This is a genomic window from Thermosporothrix sp. COM3 (genome assembly GCF_059696735.1).
The window spans coordinates 7,368,391-7,384,299 of the sequence record NZ_AP019376.1 but is presented as its reverse complement, the minus strand read 5'-3'; the positions used below and the strand labels follow the sequence as shown (position 1 = coordinate 7,384,299).

Here is a 15,909-nt window from a genome sequence, read left to right as displayed (position 1 = left end):
GTGCATAGTGGATAAGGACAAAGAACGCTTCAGGATTATTCATTCAGCAGACTTTGAAGACGATGAAGAAGAATACAATGACATGGAGCTTCTTGAGCGCCTCGAATCGCTCCGAGAAGATATGGAAGAGCTTGGTGTATCCTCATTAGCGGATGTTGAGCGCCGCATTGAAGAGCTTCATCACAAATTGGAGCATCACTTCTAGTTTGAAACCAACTAACACAAAATGCCTGCCGAACATTTCCATTCGGCAGGCACAACGTTTCAGCCAGGGTATATCAAGCACCACCAAGATACGCCTGACGGACAAGGTCATTGGTCAGTAGATTCTTTGCAGTATCACTCAGAACAATCTTGCCTGTCTGTAACACATATCCTCTGTCGGCCAGCTTCAATGCCATCGAGGCGTTCTGTTCTACCAGAAAGATCGTCTTTCCCTCTTCCCGAATCCGTAAGATGGTCTCGAATACGGTCTCAACCATCAGTGGAGACAATCCCATAGACGGCTCATCCATGCATACCATACTGGGACGGGAAAGCAAGGCACGTGCCATTGCCAGCATCTGCTGTTCACCACCCGACATAGTCCCCGCCACCTGCTTCAGGCGCTCCTTGATACGCGGAAAGATTTCGCAGACATGTTCCAGATCACTTTTGAACTCCGCTTTACTTTTCCGCGTATACGCTCCCATTTCCAGATTTTCCAGCACCGTCATGCGAGAAAACACACGTCGTCCTTCTGGAACCAGCGCCAGACCAGAGCTTACGATTGCATCGGTCGCTTTTCTGGTAATATCTCTATCATTAAATATGATAGACCCGCTACGAGCTCGAACCAGCCCAAAAATGGTCTTCATGGTCGTGGTCTTGCCCGCAGCATTTGCCCCTAGCAAACAAACGATCTCCCCCTTGTTGACTTCAAGCGAGACGTCCTGTAAGACCTGACTGGGGCCATAGAATGTATTAATATTGCTTAAACGTAACATGCTCAAACCTCTTGATCTCTTCGTCGTTCAAGCCCAGGAACACCTATTCGGCCCCTGTTGCCGGTTCCTGTCGTTCATTGCCTTGAATCACTGATTGTTGTTTGCTAACTCTCGGTTCCTGAGACTCACTTGCCTCAAGCTCCGCATCCTGCTGCCCGGTCACTTCTCCCCCTGGTTCCTGGAGTTCACTCGCTTCCGAAGCTATCTCCTGTGACTCAGCGATCTCTATCCCTGATTGTTGTTGCTCGCTCGCTTCAGAAACTGCATCCTGCTGCTCACTCTCTTCAGCCGACTGTCCGAGATAGGCAGCGATGACGCGTTTGTCGCGGCGTACCTCTTCAGGCAGACCTTCGGCAATCTTTCGCCCATAATCCAGCACAGCGATCTTATCGGAGATGCCCATTGTCACCGTCAGCTTATGCTCGATCAGCAGGATGGTCAGGCCAAGTTCATCACGCAAGCGGCGCACATACTGGACCGCTTCTCGTGTCTCCGCCTCGTTCATTCCCGCTGTTGGCTCATCTAACAATAACAACTTCGGGCTCGCAGCAAGTGCGCGCGCGATCTCAACGCGCCTTCGATCAGCATAGGACAGGTTCACAACGTACTCATCTTGCCGATCGACCAGAGACGAACCAAAGAAGCTCAGGAGCGTAAGAGCCCGTTCACGAGCCCTCTGTTCCTCTCGCTGGACGCTCGGCCAGCGGAAAAGCGCCCCCAGTACGCCCGCTTTGAGCTGACTATGCTGGCCAACAAGGATGTTTTCCAGTACAGTCATATTATTAAACAGACGAATATTCTGGAATGTTCGAGCGATCCCACGTTCTAGCACCTGGTCAGGATTGAGACCGACAATGGACTTGCCAGCGAGCGTGATTTGACCCGAGGTAGGGCGATAGATGCCGGTAATCAGGTTAAAAACCGTCGTTTTTCCCGCTCCATTTGGTCCAATAATACTGACGATCTCCCGCGGATATACCTTCAGATCAACATCGCTGACGGCAACCAGGCCCTCAAACTTCTTGGTCACCCCGCTCAGCTCAAGCAAGGGCTCGCCATCTGGTCTCCTCATCTGTTCTTCAGACATGCGCCATCTCTCCTACAATACTGCTTATTCAACCCGCACCTCTTGCTCAAAATCGGGGCTCCCTGGAGCAGTCTCTAAAGCGCCTACATCTTCTTCGGGTTTATTTTCCGTATGGTGTAGCTCTCGCTTCCGGCGCGAGCTTGGCCAGAGGCCCTCAGGACGATAGAGCATGATCGCCACAAGCAGGACACCAAAGATCAGCCCTCTGATGTTATTCAGCGATGACAGGCCAGGAATCGCATGCAGAACATGGAGTGGGTTGGTGGGATTACTGGCAAGCGTATCGAGCTGAGCAAGCACCAGCACATTGATCGCATAGACAGCTATCGCGCCCAGAATCACGCCGGGGATACTCCCCAGGCCACCGATAACGACCATAGCCAGATAGATGATTGAGTCACCAAAACTGAAGTTGTCAGGCGTCACACTTCCCAGTTTTGCCGCCTTATACATACCCGCAATCCCGGCAAAGAAGGCACCGGCGGCAAAGGCGAGCAGCTTGGTCTTGGTCAGGTTGATGCCGGAAGAGGACGCTGCAATCTCATCCTCACGAATAGCAATCCAGGCACGCCCAAGCCGCGAATCACGCAGCCGTACATTCGCAAAGATGGTAAAGACAATCAAGGCCATGATCAGGTAATAGTAAGGTACAGGCGTGATCGAGCTCCAATCCACCCCAGGTGCGTTCGGAGAGAAGATACCAATCAAGCCATTTGCGCCATTGGTATACATATCCAGTTCCAGGAAGACAACCGGGATGATCTCACCGAAGCCGAGCGTCACAATCGCCAGATAATCACCTCGTAAGCGAAGCGTTGGTGCACCAAGTGCGACCCCCCAGAGCGCCACAATAATCGCGCCAATAATCAGCATCGGCCAGAACAGCCAACCGGCTGTAGCCTGGGCAATAGGTATCGACAACAATACTTGCAATTGAGGCGAGCCGACCAACCCCCAGATATAGGCACCGATCGCAAAGAAGGCAACATAACCGAGATCCAGCAATCCGGCAAACCCGACCACAATATTCAGGCCCAGTGCCAGAATCACATAATAGCCAGCATCGTTATAGCCAGTCAGCCGACCATCCATACCAAAGCCAAAAAGCAGAGGATCAAGGGCAGGATAAAACAGCACAAACGCAATAATCAGTACAGAATAGATCCATTTCGCACCCTTGCTCATAAAGGGAAGGTCATGCGGCACAAAGTCGCGCGCCTCTTCCTGTTTGCGTTCCGTCGAAAGCGTTTCGAGCTGCTGCTGCTTTCTCCAGATCGCGCGGCGAGTCGCGCCTTTCCCCTCCTCATTGCTCACCTGTGAGGAAAAGGTGTGATGTACCGCCAGACGCCCACCCCAATAACCGAGGAAATACCCGGCAATTGGAAACACAATCGTCCTGATCGCAATCCAGAGCCACAGTGTCGAGGAATTGAGTGCTCCACTGAGGTAGTAGATGATATCAGCGACCAGCATCACTACCGAGAACACCAGGCCAATCCAGAAGCCGCCAGCAGTTCCCCGTGCCAACATCGTCTGCTTACGCCCCTCATCCAGGACCTCAATCTCTGCCAGTGGCGGGGGCGGCGTATAGTGCAGCCACTGATGCACCCGAGGACGCAAAAACAGGTAGATCGCCCAGACCGGGACGCTGATCGCCAATCCCATAATCAGCCCGGTACTTCCAGAAAGGGCACAGATCAATAACGGGATGGTCACCACAAAAATGACGTCTGCCCAGAGTTCATACATGCTTCTGCGACCACTATCAGCGGCGACCAGATAGCCTCCGAGCATCAAGAAGGCAGGATACAATACCAGAAGAAAGATCGTGGTCTGAATCAGGGTAGACCACGTAAACGCTGTATAGCTGCTCTCTTGCGGTGAAACGTAGGTCAGGAAGACGCTGTTCAGCATCCCCTCACCGCTCCAAACAAGCGTGAAGATACTGAGAGGGACAAGCACCGCCACGACCCATTTTAAAAGCAGCTTGCGTGTTTCAAGATCAGGACGAAGCATTCTTAACGCCAAGATGCATCACCTCACTCTTTTCAAAAAATGATGACAGGAAAACGCTTCCTGCTGCTGTTATACTTTCTCGGGCGTGTGTTGTCCCAACAGACCAGAAGGCCGGAACACCAGAATCAGAATCAGCACAACAAAGATCAAAGCTCGATCCCAGGCTGCGCCACCATGCGGGAGCCCCCACCCGGTTTTAAGGGAATCGGGGATCAGAGAAACCAGATTGTAAATCAAGCCGAGCACGATGCCACCGAGCATAGCCCCCCGAATGTTCCCAATACCACCGAGGACGGCAGCAATAAAGGCAACCAAACCATATTGATACCCGATTGAGTAAATGGTTGCCCCATTTTTCAGGCCATAGATAAACCCGGCTGCCCCTGCAAGCGCCGCGCCTATCAGAAAGGTGACGGAGATGATAAGATCAACATTTACCCCCATAAGAGCCGCGGCCTCGCGATCCTGAGCGACAGCCCGCATGGCTTTGCCTACTTTGGTGCTGGACACCAGCCACTGCAAGAAGACCATCAAGACAATTGAGATCGCCAGGACAAGCAAGGTAATATTGTCGATTGTGACCGATTCGCCCGGTGTTGCCAGACAGGTCACATGGAAGGGGGAAACAGAGTCGATACGAATGGGGTAAATGCAGTAGTCAACACGGTCGAGGATCTGGGGGAAGCGAATGTAGTTAATGCCGTTCCAGAGCTTACCCACATCCTGCAAGATGAGCGAAACACCAATCGCGGAAATAAGCGGTGCCAGACGAGGAGCATTACGTAAGGGCCGGTAGGCAATACGCTCAATGATGACACCGAGCACCGCGCAGACTATCATCGCGCAGATACAGGCAACCAGAAACAGGCCAACTAGCCCGAGAAGATTGGGCTGCGTTTGATCGGTCACACCTAAGAGGGTCAGAACGGCGATCGAAACCATTGAGCCAATCATAAAGATGTCGCCGTGAGCAAAGTTGATCAGCTCAATGATGCCATACACCATCGTGTAACCGAGCGCGATGAGCGCATAAATTGAGCCTTGAGCAATACCTTCCTTGATGAGCTGGAAAATGTGTACAAGCATAGGCGGTATCCTACTATTCCTCAACAAAAGCGACGTTAAGAAGATGGAGGCAGGAGGGAAAAGCGCTGTATGGCTTCACATCCCCCCTGCATCACTAGAGAGTGTTGGTAAGTACGTGCGGATCAGCAAACTCTAAGGGGATTTTCAGAGCCTTCAGCCTTATGACGCCTTGCTAGCATCAAGCTGATCAACAAACTCGTATTTACCCTTTCCGCCGGATTCCTTGATCTGCCAGATGGAAATAACCTTGTTTGAGGTATCGCCATTCTGGTCAAAGGAGTGATGACCGGTTACGCCATCGTAGTTGGTCTTTGTCATGGCATCGATCACCGCCTGACGGAACTTCTTTGCACCATCGGTATCGTTCGAGTCTTTCGGGGTCACAGCTCCGCCATCCAGGGCTCGCTTGATCGCCTGAATGACAATCATCGCGCAATCATAAGCAGCAGCGCTGTAGGAACCGTACTCGGCCTCGCCAAATTCCTTGTTATAGTCCTCGATAAACTGCTTGGCGGACGGAAGAACAGTCTCGTTCACTTTCGCCTGACTGGCGAATGTCGGGCCGCCTTTCGCGCCAATCGTTGAGGCAAATGCATAGTTCTGAAGACCATCACCGCCGGCAAAAGGAATATTGCGGGTTGCGGGATCGTTCAGCACCTGACGCCGGAGCTGCGTGCCACCTTTACTGTCAGTACCACCGAAGAATATAACATCAGGGTTTGCCTGCTTGATATTGGCGACCGTGCTGCCATAGTCATTACTCGGCTGCTTGCTCTCACGGTTCCCGACAAGCTGCCCACCGGCTTTTGTCCATTCGCGCGCGAACACATCGGCAAGGCCTTTACCATAGGTAGAGGTATCATCAATGACATACGCCTTTTTGTAGCCCTTACCCATCAAGAACTTTGCCATTGCGAGACCCTGCAAATCATCGGTCGCGGCCACGCGGAAAAACGTGACTTTCCCGGTCGGACGCAGGCGAGAGACCTTATCATCAGCTCCGGTACACCCGATTTCAGGACCACTGCGCGTCAGACACTGGTTCGTGGTTGATGGAGCAATCAGGGTAATGGGGGCCTGGTTCGTCACCGGCATTTCTGCCTCAGCCACGGAACTGTTAAACGGGCCGACAATACCTGCGATAAGCGCATCACCAATAAGATCAGTTACATTCTTCTTACCTACGTCCGGGCTGTACGAACCGTTTGGTCCCACATCGTCCTTTGGCACAAACTGAAGGGTATAATCACCAAGCATCTTCTTGTCGTTCGCCTGCTTGATCGCCAACTGGACGCCATTCTGTGCCGGTTTACCGTTCGCGGTATCCAGACCGGACACAGGGAAGTCGCTGCCAATCTTAATGATTTTGGAACCACTTCCGCTTGGCGAGCCGGTATTCCCACCGGCTTGCGGGCCACAGGCCGCAAAAAGGAGCAGCATAAGCGAGCATACACTGCCCAGGGCAAAAATACGTGACCAGCCTCTCTGCATGTGTTGTTAGCCTCCTTAGCAGCTTTACAATTTTTACAAGCAATGCAGGGAACCCGGGGAAGCTAGAACAGAAATCCTGGCAAACGTGAGCGAAGCAGAAATGCGTTAGCCAGCATAAAACTCTACAGTTTCATGCTCTAGACTCCTCCTCTGGTAATTACGTTAAGAACCGATGAAATCTCACCTGATTTGTACAGGAATTCAGTACTGATTTTAGAAAGTAGGGACATATTTTATTGAACTTCTACAAGAAGTAATTGGATAACCTTAATCTACTACCTTTGGTCACGTATGCCTCTTATCTAATGATTGAACGAATTATAAGCACTATAGTTCAGCATGTCAATATACTTTTTTTCTTCCATAGACATAGCATCCAGTCAGGACAGAAGTGTGAAAGTCCTTCACAGCGTCCCGCACGCCTGGAGAGAAAGTAGCGATACTGATGACTCTCATGAAATTTTACCGGTCTTCTCGGGTATAGCTTCGACAGAAGAGGGAATATAGAATCAATATAGTATTTCTTTATTTTTCAGAGTGGGAAAGAGAAGAGGCAGGAAGTTCCCGCACACACTATGCCGGGAACTTCTCACAGAAGCGACGGAAAGCAGTAATCACCTGCTGACGTGTGTTGTCAAGCGATCCGCTGTTATCGATTACCTCATCTACCAGAGGGATTTTCAAGGTAGCAGGGGTTTGGGCATTGATTCGCACCAATGCATCAGCGGCGCTCAGGTTACTGCGCAGTTGCAGACGCTGCAACTGTTGTTCCTGCGAGCAAAGCACCAGCCATTTGCTCTGGCAGAAGCGTCCGGATTCGCCTTCCAGTAACTTTACAGCATCGATAATCGCGATACCAGAAGGGCTGACTTGTGCCAGTTCCAGGCGGAGCGCCTCGGTGACGGCGGGATGGACAATCCGTTCAAGCTGTTGTAGTGCTTGTGCATCCTGAAAGACCAGGTTTCCCAGTTTCTTTCGGTCAACGCTCCCATCTGTTGCGAGAAAATCATGTCCGAAAGCGCTGGCAATGGCGTGAGTTACGGGCTGTCCAGCAGTATAGAGCTGATGTACCAGTGCATCGGCATCAATGTAGCGCTCAGCGCCCAGTTCCAGTAACATCTTTCCAACCGCTGTCTTACCACAGGCAATATTTCCAGTTAGGCCAAGAGTGCGAGGCATTTGGCAGAGGCTCCTCTACATGATATGATGTCGGGGACACATTGAGTATACCATAAAAAAAATAGGTACCGCTCACCAGGGTGGTCAGGCCTGCAAAGCATACCGGGTCAAAAGCCCGCTACATTGTGAACGGGCCGCCAAAAGTACCTCTTACCGCGCTATATGTGGCATCCCCCTTTTTTGTAGCGTACAATGCCTAATAGGCTGCGAAAAAGAATCATACAAGCATTGAGGAGCTTCGATGGGCAGACGACTGGGACTCATTATAGGGATCAACACCTATCAGGACCCCACCTTTCAACCATTACAATTCGCAGAAAATGATGCACGAGCACTGGCCCAATGGCTCGTCAATAATCAGGGCGGCAAATGGTCTCCAGGAGACGTACAGGTCGTTCAGGGGCAACATGCAACCCATGAACTCCTGAAATCCCTGTTCACCCAAACCTGTCTGCAGGTTGCCCTCCCTGATGATCTGGTGTTTCTCTACTTCGCCGGTCACACCTATATTGATGAGAGAAGTGGTCAGGGCATTTTAGCTGCAAGTAATACATCATATCAGGACCCAACTACCGGCATTCCATTAATCACAATTGCACAGCAACTCTTTGCACAGAGTCAGGCAGGGCAAATACTCTTCATAATTGATAGTTTCCAAAGTGGCCGCCTTTGGAGCGCTCGCCGTGCCAGTCCATATGACTTCAGCCCTCTGTGCAGCCCTGCTGTTACCAGCGCTCTTCAGCAGCAGCCAAATCGCATGCTTTTCTTTTCCTGCCGCGGCAATGAGTTCGCGCCGGAAACAGGGATGCAAAAACTTGGCAGCTTTACTCATCGCCTGATAGCTGGATTGTGTGGGCCAGCCAATGACCCCACACTCGGGCGCCCAACAATTGAAAGCATCTATTCGTTCTTACAGGGCTCGCTGAGCGATCAGCAGAAACCGCAGATCATCGGCCAGATCAACTCGCCCGTTATTCTGGCAGGTGATCCGCTACCCGATCCCTCTCAAGAGCCGGTAGCAAGTAAGCCGCAACCGCAGGTTTATCACGATACTCCAGGTTCGCAATATCCACAGGGGGCATCGCTGGCAACTGCAACAACTGTACGGACGCAACAGAATGAGCCTTCAAGTGGGCCATTGGTCAACCATAGCGCCCTCTCGGCTTTTCAGAACACGCCGACCACGGATAACACCCAGGCAGTTACCCCTATGCTGGCTCAGGCCAAACAGCTTGTCCAAGCCAATCGCCTTGCAGAAGCGATCATGTACGTCGAGCAAGCTCTGCAAGCCTCCCCACAAGATACTGAGGCGCTGACACTCAAGGCGCAGGTCCTTGGAACGATGGGAAGGCTTCAGGAAGCATTCGCTGTGATCGACCAGATGCTTCAACAAGACCCTGAGAACGCGCTCGCCTGGAGTATGCGGGCGGTCGTTCTGAACAATGCAGGTCAATATCAGGCCGCGCTTGAGGCAGTTGAACGCTCTCTGGAACTCAACCCGAACAATCTGGAAGCGTATAACATCAAAACCGGGATTATGGAACACCTGGCCACGACGCAATCACAGCATGGGAAGACAGGAGAGCTAGCGGCCAAGCTCATTGAGGAAAGCAACAAAGAAGAGGGCAGGACAAGACCTTTCTGGAAAGATGCAGCCCTCCAGATCGTCGGCCTGCTTATCGGGGTTGTGGGAATCGCGCTTCCGCTGGCACTGCCAGGCACACTGGCACTGGCGGGCCTGGTAGTGAGTAGTATTGGTTTTGCCCTCTACTGCATTGCCGCAATCCGTGGAGCCTATAGCAAAGGCATCGGTTCGGCCCTGCTGACTATTGTACTAAGCGTCCTTCTTGCCGCGCTTGTCGGGGGAGCAGCACGCTTTGGTCTTTCTCCGCTGATTGATCTGGTGCATAAGAAACAGGAGCTGTTGGGCGCAATCTTTTACGCGGCCGTTGCATTGGTCGCCATCGCAATTCTTGCGCCCGTGCTCGCGATTGGAAGCTTTTTTGTTGGCATTCCACGTCGTCGTAAAGGGAAATAAGGAGGCTAGCTGGCAACGTCTGCCAGCTCCTCCCATTCACTCAGGAGTGCATCCACACGCGCTTTTGCCTGCTCATAGTCCTCATTCAAACGCATCAACTCATCCGCATCGGCTTGTAAAGCAGCTTCAGATAGAGCGGTTTCCAGTTCTTTCACCCGGGACTCTGCCTTCTCTATCTCACGCTCCACATCCTCAATGGTACGCGTTTTTGTACGAGTGCGCTTCTTATTCCGCGTGGGCGCCGCCTCTGGCTTCTTCTCAACGGTCTGCTTCTTCTCAACAGTGGGCTTATCGAGCACCAGAGGTCGCTTGAAGCGCCGATACTCGGTATAATTTCCCTGGTACGGGATCAGCACCCCCTCCTCAATCGCCCAGATTTTAGTTGCCAGGCGATCTACAAAGTAGCGGTCATGCGAGACAAAAAGCAATGAGCCCTCAAACTCGCTCATCACTTCTTCCAGAAACTGGCGCGATTGCAGATCCAGGTGGTTGGTTGGCTCGTCCAGGATCAGGAAATTTGCACCTTGCAAGGTTAACTTGGCTAACGCGACGCGGCTCCGTTCGCCACCACTCAACGCATGGATTGGCTTAAAGACATCATCCCCTGAAAACAGAAAACGCCCGAGAAAGCTGCGTGCGCCCTCCTCGCTCAACGCGCTGACCTGTCGAATCTCATCGATAATTGTGCGGTCCATATCAAGACCAGAGTGCGTCTGCGAGTAATAGCCAATTCGCACATTATGCCCAAGCTGAATATGCCCGCCAAGCGCTGGAATCTCCCCGATAATCGTACGCAGCAACGTCGTCTTACCCGATCCATTCGGCCCAAGCAGCCCGATACGATCACCGCGCTCCAGTTCCAGATCAGCACACTGGAAAAGCGCCTCGCTGGGCTCGTGCCGCTTCTTGAAGCCGACTATCAGCTTACGCGCAGAGAGAACCATACGCCCGCTATCCATCACCGGACTGAGTTCAAAATGCATCTCAGCAAAGTCCTGTGGGCGCTCAATGCGTTCCATCCGGTCCAGCAATTTCTGGCGTCCACGGGCCTCTTTACTGCGTTGTCCGGCTTTATACCGCCGAATAAATTCTTCGGTTCGTGCGATATATGCTTGCTGCGCCTCATATTCTTTCAAACGCCGCTCCATCCGCTCTTCGCGCAGGCTCAGATACTTTGTATAGTTTCCCGGGTACTCCTCAATATGACCAAAGGCAAGCTCAATCGTACGCGTCACTACTTTATCCAGAAAATAGCGGTCGTGCGCAACAATCAGCATTGCTCCGCTCCAGGAAGAGAGATATTCTTCCAGCCATTCCAGAGACTCCAGATCCAGATGGTTTGTCGGCTCGTCCAGCAACAATACATCCGGTTCCTGCAACAGCAGCTTACCCAGTGAGGCCCGCGTCTTCTGTCCGCCACTCAACTGCGCAAAGGGAGCATCCTGTTGCTCACGAGTAAAGCCCAGACCATCAAGCACCTGCGAAACGCGATGTTCATAGGTATAGCCACCAGCATGCTCAAAGCGTGTCTGGAGCTCCGCATATTGCTGTAGCAACTGCTCATAGACGGCTGGTTGGGCCTGGGCTTCAGGAGCAGACATACGCTGAGCCAGCGCACTTAATTCCTGTTCCCACTGCCGCACCTGCGCAAAAACGGTCAGCATCTCCTCTCGTAACGTATTACCAGGCTGAAAATCCGCCATCTGCGACAGATAACCAATGCGGACATTGCGCGCGACCGCTATTTCTCCCGCATCAGGCTCCTCGCGTCCCGCCAGAATATTCAAGAGGGTAGACTTCCCTGCACCATTTGGCCCTACTAAACCGATCCGATCCCCTGGGTCTACTTGAAAACTAACATCAGAAAAAATGAGTTCAGCACCAAAGGATTTCGCCAGATTCGTCACTGTTACAATTGGCATTTTTACATCACCTAGCTAGACAAACATACCTGTAGACATTCTTTCCAGGGCAATAACGTTGAGTAGCGTATCATAATCGCTATCCCCCGCGCAAGAGAAGCCAGCCAGCACACAAAAAAGCAGCACTCACTATCCCTTGCTTATGCGATAAAAGGATAAGGAAGAAATACCGGAGGACAAAAAGCGTGCAACCAGGCATTTGGACTCAAAAGCAGTTCCTGGCATCCTCGCCACAGCAGAACCGCGCTCCCAAACCATCCGCGCTCTTCTGGAAGAACATGCTGCTTCTGGCATTATAGCATACCGTTGATCGTATTTATACACCTTCTATAGAATATCTATCGGCCCTTCCCCTTGAAAAATTCAATCCTCACGCCGAAAACATCCATTCTGCCAGCCATCCAGAAAGAAGAATGGAAATACGCCTCTAGTAGGAACGATCCCCACCTGTAGACTGATCCCTATTCCCGTTCAGTGCACTATACTCAATACAAATCGATTTCAAATCCCTCTACCTCACTATAAAGCAATGCAAGAACAGGAGTTTTTTTCTACATGAATACGACAGCAACGACCCCATCTAATGGGGGACGCCCGATCAGTTCCTTTCAACAGGTAATGCGCTACTGCTTCCTGGTGGCAGCCATTCTGACAGAGCTTGGCATTGTCATACAGGTGTTTTTTGCCGGCGCGGGCATCTTCGCACAGGGCTCATGGTTTATGTATCATGGCATGCTGGGCAGTACAATCTTTCTTCTACCACTCTTACAGCTTGTCTTTGGCCTGCTTGGTAGGCTTCCCTGGAAGATCAACCTGCTGAGCGTACTGGTTGCCATCCTGATTATTGTCCAGCCCTTTCTCATCTACCCGTTTCGAGCCGCTGGCATTCCTATTGTTGCGGCCCTCCACCCGGTCAATGCCATGCTCATTTTTCTGTTAGCGCTCACCCAGGTCTTGCAAGGGCGGAAGTATACGCGCACGACCAACATCCAGCCAGAATAGAAGGAAAGAAGAACCATGCGTATTCGCTTCATACTTGCCCCAGCGCTGCTCGGCTTTCTGATTCTGACACTACTGGTCGCCTGTGGCAGCACATCAACTACGACCAGTACAGAGAAACAGCAATCAGCATCTGATAATGAAGTACATATGACAACAAACGACTTCGTGCAAAAATCGATCACTATTCACAAGGGAGAAAGCATCACGCTGATCGCAGATAACGCTGTTCCGCATTACATCTCAAACGGCACCTGGAACAACGGTTCGGCAAAGCCTAAAGCGGAGGCAGGAGCTCCCACCGCGAACAATATCACGATCAATGGGAACAGCACAGGCAAGCTTGGCCCATTCAATACCAGCGGTACATTTCAGTTCTACTGCACGATTCATCCGGGCATGAATCTCACGGTGATCGTCCAATAAAGAAAAAGGAGGCTACTGGGGTAGCCTCCGCCTCGTTGTTTATTGCGCTCCTCGCGCCGCAAGCTGCACATTTTCCACCGGACGTTTCTTCCAGGGCCACTCGACCAGAATACAGTTGTAACACAACACTGTAAAACAGGCGGAGATAATCGTTGAGTGCAACAGCGCCGCCATCAACTGCCCTCCCGACGCGATCGTCAGCCAGCCGCTAAGAGCCTGCGCGGTAAAGAGCGCAAAGGCAATCAGGCTTGTCCAGAAGATATCACGTCGTCCCTTCTGCAAACGAGCAACCAGAACAAAGAAGATCAGAGACAACAGCCACAGCGAAAGGGCACAAAAACGATGCAGCATCTGGATACCGGCCAGGGTCGAGAAATTGGGGAAAATTGTTGGGCCACAGCCCGGGAACTGGAAGCCACAGGCCATTGTCGCCTCAGTATGCCGCACCAGCGCTCCTGTATAAATAACAATATAGGTAATAACTGCTAGCAGCCATGCACCATACTGTACCACTTTTGCCGCGGGCTGCTTCCGCTCCCGCACTGGTGTATCAGCCGGCTGGCCGGGCTTGATCTGGAACAGTCGAATCGTCAAAAGAATGACGCTGGCAAACGAGATCAGCGAGAAGCCGAAATGAAAGGCAAGAAAGATATACTTTCCCATTGTGCCTTCAAACATCACCGTCAATGCACCTAGAGCGCCCTGTAAGATCACAAAAAACAGGCTCAGGCCGCCAAAAAACTTGACGCGAAAATCATGACGGAACGTCAGCCAGGACCAGACCATCAAGATCAAAATCAAAGCTCCATCAAGCCCTGAAACAATACGGTGACTATATTCAAGGACCGTCTCAACCGGCATTGATTCTGGAATTAACTGGCCGTGGCAAAAAGGCCATGATCCTCCGCATCCTCGACCAGAGCCGGTTTTCGACACAATCGCACCCATCAGCACCATAATATAGGCACCGATCGCGGTTAAAATAGCAAATGCTCTCATCAAACGATGAAACTTCACGTACTCTTCCTCCTTAGAAACTGAGCAGGATACCAGAGGCACCAGAATCGCTCTTTCCTTTTCTCACGCGTGGTATCCTCTCATCCCCCCTCACAGGATAGCCTTTCTAGAGTCTTTATGCAAGCAGATACTGCAATGAATCTCATGACATCATAAAGGGTTTGAGGGCTCGATACACAATAGTCCATGTTCGGTACAGCAAGCAACACTCGAGCTCCCCGCCGTCCTTTTCTGGAGGTTAGAAACAGCATAAACACGTTTCACCTGCTGACAGGGAGAGATTCCTGCATCGAATTTTACCTCTCAAAGCAAGATGAAGACAAGACCAGGACCGAAGTTTCGATCCTCAGCCCTGATCCTGGAATCACCTCCGACGCAAGCGATACACCCCCACCAGCGCGGTCAGAAAGACCATGAACAGACCAATACCCATACATAACAACACCGGACGGGCTCCAAGCGGCTCTAACAGCAGACCACCCCAGATCAACGCCCCAACCGGCTCAATCCCGAATGTCAGGAAACGGAACGCACTGTTCACGCGCCCCTGTAGCCCATCCGGGATGACCGTCAGGCGATAGGCTACCATCGGCACGGCATAGAGTGTCCACATCGCTCCACAGAGCATCCGAGCCAGGAAAAGAATAACTGGATGCACAGGCAACGCAGCCAGAAGCAGGCTACACGCCATTCCAGCAATGGCACCAACCAGTAGCCATCCGGTCCTGTAACGACGCTGAAACCAGGGAGCCGCCCAACCACCCAGTACCACCCCGATACCATTGGCACTGACAATCAAGCCAAGCCAGAGCACATCCAGATGCAAATCACGCTCTGAAAGCACAATCACCGCTAGATCCGACGATACCAGCAGAAAATTGATGAGCATCGTTAATAACGCAAGCGCCAGCAAAATACGCTCTGTAAAGAGGAAACGCAGCCCTTCTAGCATGTCCCGCCAAACTGAACGCAGAGGCCGCACCTCCACCTTGCTCTGAAACGGACGCCTGATACAGCCTAATGAGAGCGCAGACAGCAGATACGAGATGCTATCAAAGAGAAATGCCAGCATCGCACCCACAACCGGCGTTCCAGCAAGCCGGATCAGCAAAGATCCCAGGTTCTTTCCAAGCAGCGGAACACCATTTTCGGTCATCTCACTGAGCGAATAGGCCCGCGCCAGATGCGCCGAGTCTACCAGACGCGGTAAAGCCGAGATCTGAGCCAGACTGAAGAAGACACCCGCCGCAGCCGCCACAAAAACCACAATATAGAGATGTACCACTTCCAGCGTACCGGTCACATAGAGCAGCGGCACAAGCCCCAGAACAAACCAGCGCACCAGATCAGCCACGATCATCACGAGCTTACGGTTCCAGCGGTCAACGAACGCCCCAACAGGCAAACTGAATAACAGATAGGGTAACAACGTGAGCGTCTCAACGATACCCGCTGCCGAAGCTGAATTCGTTAATGCCAGCATCAGTAGAATAGTCGCAAACTGTGAAAGAGTGGTCCCCATTGTCGAGACGACCTGCCCACCAAAAAGGAGCAGGAAATCTTTGTTCCGCCATAAAGAGCGTGACCGCTCCTGCCCTGTTTTAAGAAGAGATGATGACATATATAGTACTCCTTCGTGTTGAGATAAAATGAAATGTATTC

Annotated in this window: 13 protein-coding genes; 4 read left to right on the top strand and 9 right to left on the bottom strand. The window is 51.8% G+C overall.

Translation table 11 applies throughout. The annotated features are described in order from the left end of the window. Positions 1 to 7: 7 nt before the first annotated feature. Positions 8 to 205 carry a hypothetical protein gene (locus KTH_RS31590; RefSeq protein WP_111321372.1) on the top strand — a complete coding sequence of 66 codons (198 nt, stop codon included), beginning with the start codon at positions 8 to 10 and terminating at the stop codon, positions 203 to 205. Between the two features lie 73 nt (positions 206 to 278). Here the strand turns inward: KTH_RS31590 and KTH_RS31585 are convergent, their stop codons facing one another. The 6 genes from KTH_RS31585 to coaE all read right to left on the bottom strand — a co-directional run bounded on the left by KTH_RS31585 (position 279) and on the right by coaE (position 7,845). Further along, on the bottom strand, positions 279 to 986 hold the full coding sequence (locus KTH_RS31585; RefSeq protein ID WP_111321374.1) for an ABC transporter ATP-binding protein: 708 nt from the start codon (positions 984 to 986) through the stop codon (positions 279 to 281). Between the two features lie 43 nt (positions 987 to 1,029). Beyond that, positions 1,030 to 2,073, bottom strand: coding sequence for an ABC transporter ATP-binding protein (locus KTH_RS31580; protein ID WP_246046375.1), 1,044 nt, complete (start codon positions 2,071 to 2,073; stop codon positions 1,030 to 1,032). 24 nt (positions 2,074 to 2,097) lie between these two features. Beyond that, a complete protein-coding gene (locus tag KTH_RS31575) occupies positions 2,098 to 4,101 on the bottom strand; it encodes a branched-chain amino acid ABC transporter permease (protein ID WP_137686242.1) in 2,004 nt (667 codons plus the stop codon). A gap of 57 nt (positions 4,102 to 4,158) precedes the next feature. Beyond that, positions 4,159 to 5,175, bottom strand: a complete 1,017-nt coding sequence (locus KTH_RS31570; RefSeq protein WP_111321378.1) for a branched-chain amino acid ABC transporter permease — start codon at positions 5,173 to 5,175, stop codon at positions 4,159 to 4,161. A gap of 159 nt (positions 5,176 to 5,334) precedes the next feature. Further along, positions 5,335 to 6,666, bottom strand: a complete 1,332-nt coding sequence (locus tag KTH_RS31565) for a branched-chain amino acid ABC transporter substrate-binding protein (protein ID WP_111321380.1) — start codon at positions 6,664 to 6,666, stop codon at positions 5,335 to 5,337. Between the two features lie 573 nt (positions 6,667 to 7,239). Continuing rightward, complete coding sequence (coaE, locus tag KTH_RS31560) at positions 7,240 to 7,845, bottom strand: dephospho-CoA kinase (RefSeq protein ID WP_111321382.1); 606 nt, start codon at positions 7,843 to 7,845, stop codon at positions 7,240 to 7,242. Between the two features lie 241 nt (positions 7,846 to 8,086). Between coaE and KTH_RS31555 the strand changes: the two genes are divergently transcribed. Beyond that, complete coding sequence (locus tag KTH_RS31555; protein WP_497622859.1) at positions 8,087 to 9,883, top strand: tetratricopeptide repeat protein; 1,797 nt, start codon at positions 8,087 to 8,089, stop codon at positions 9,881 to 9,883. 5 nt (positions 9,884 to 9,888) lie between these two features. Here KTH_RS31555 and KTH_RS31550 read toward each other — a convergent pair whose 3' ends face one another. Then, positions 9,889 to 11,805 carry an ABC-F family ATP-binding cassette domain-containing protein gene (locus KTH_RS31550; protein WP_497622857.1) on the bottom strand — a complete coding sequence of 639 codons (1,917 nt, stop codon included), beginning with the start codon at positions 11,803 to 11,805 and terminating at the stop codon, positions 9,889 to 9,891. A 555-nt stretch (positions 11,806 to 12,360) separates the two neighbouring features. Between KTH_RS31550 and KTH_RS31545 the strand changes: the two genes are divergently transcribed. Together KTH_RS31545 and KTH_RS31540 are read left to right on the top strand one after the other, a co-directional pair. Continuing rightward, positions 12,361 to 12,807 carry a DUF6220 domain-containing protein gene (locus KTH_RS31545; RefSeq protein ID WP_497622855.1) on the top strand — a complete coding sequence of 149 codons (447 nt, stop codon included), beginning with the start codon at positions 12,361 to 12,363 and terminating at the stop codon, positions 12,805 to 12,807. A gap of 15 nt (positions 12,808 to 12,822) precedes the next feature. Continuing rightward, a complete protein-coding gene (locus KTH_RS31540; RefSeq protein WP_111321390.1) occupies positions 12,823 to 13,230 on the top strand; it encodes a cupredoxin domain-containing protein in 408 nt (135 codons plus the stop codon). Between the two features lie 39 nt (positions 13,231 to 13,269). On the opposite strand, the gene KTH_RS31535 is transcribed toward KTH_RS31540, so the two are convergent. Together KTH_RS31535 and KTH_RS31530 are read right to left on the bottom strand one after the other, a co-directional pair. Next, complete coding sequence (locus KTH_RS31535) at positions 13,270 to 14,247, bottom strand: COX15/CtaA family protein (RefSeq protein WP_497622853.1); 978 nt, start codon at positions 14,245 to 14,247, stop codon at positions 13,270 to 13,272. Positions 14,248 to 14,611: 364 nt separating this feature from the next. Continuing rightward, on the bottom strand, positions 14,612 to 15,868 hold the full coding sequence (locus tag KTH_RS31530; RefSeq protein WP_497622851.1) for an MFS transporter: 1,257 nt from the start codon (positions 15,866 to 15,868) through the stop codon (positions 14,612 to 14,614). Between the last annotated feature and the right edge of the window lie 41 nt (positions 15,869 to 15,909).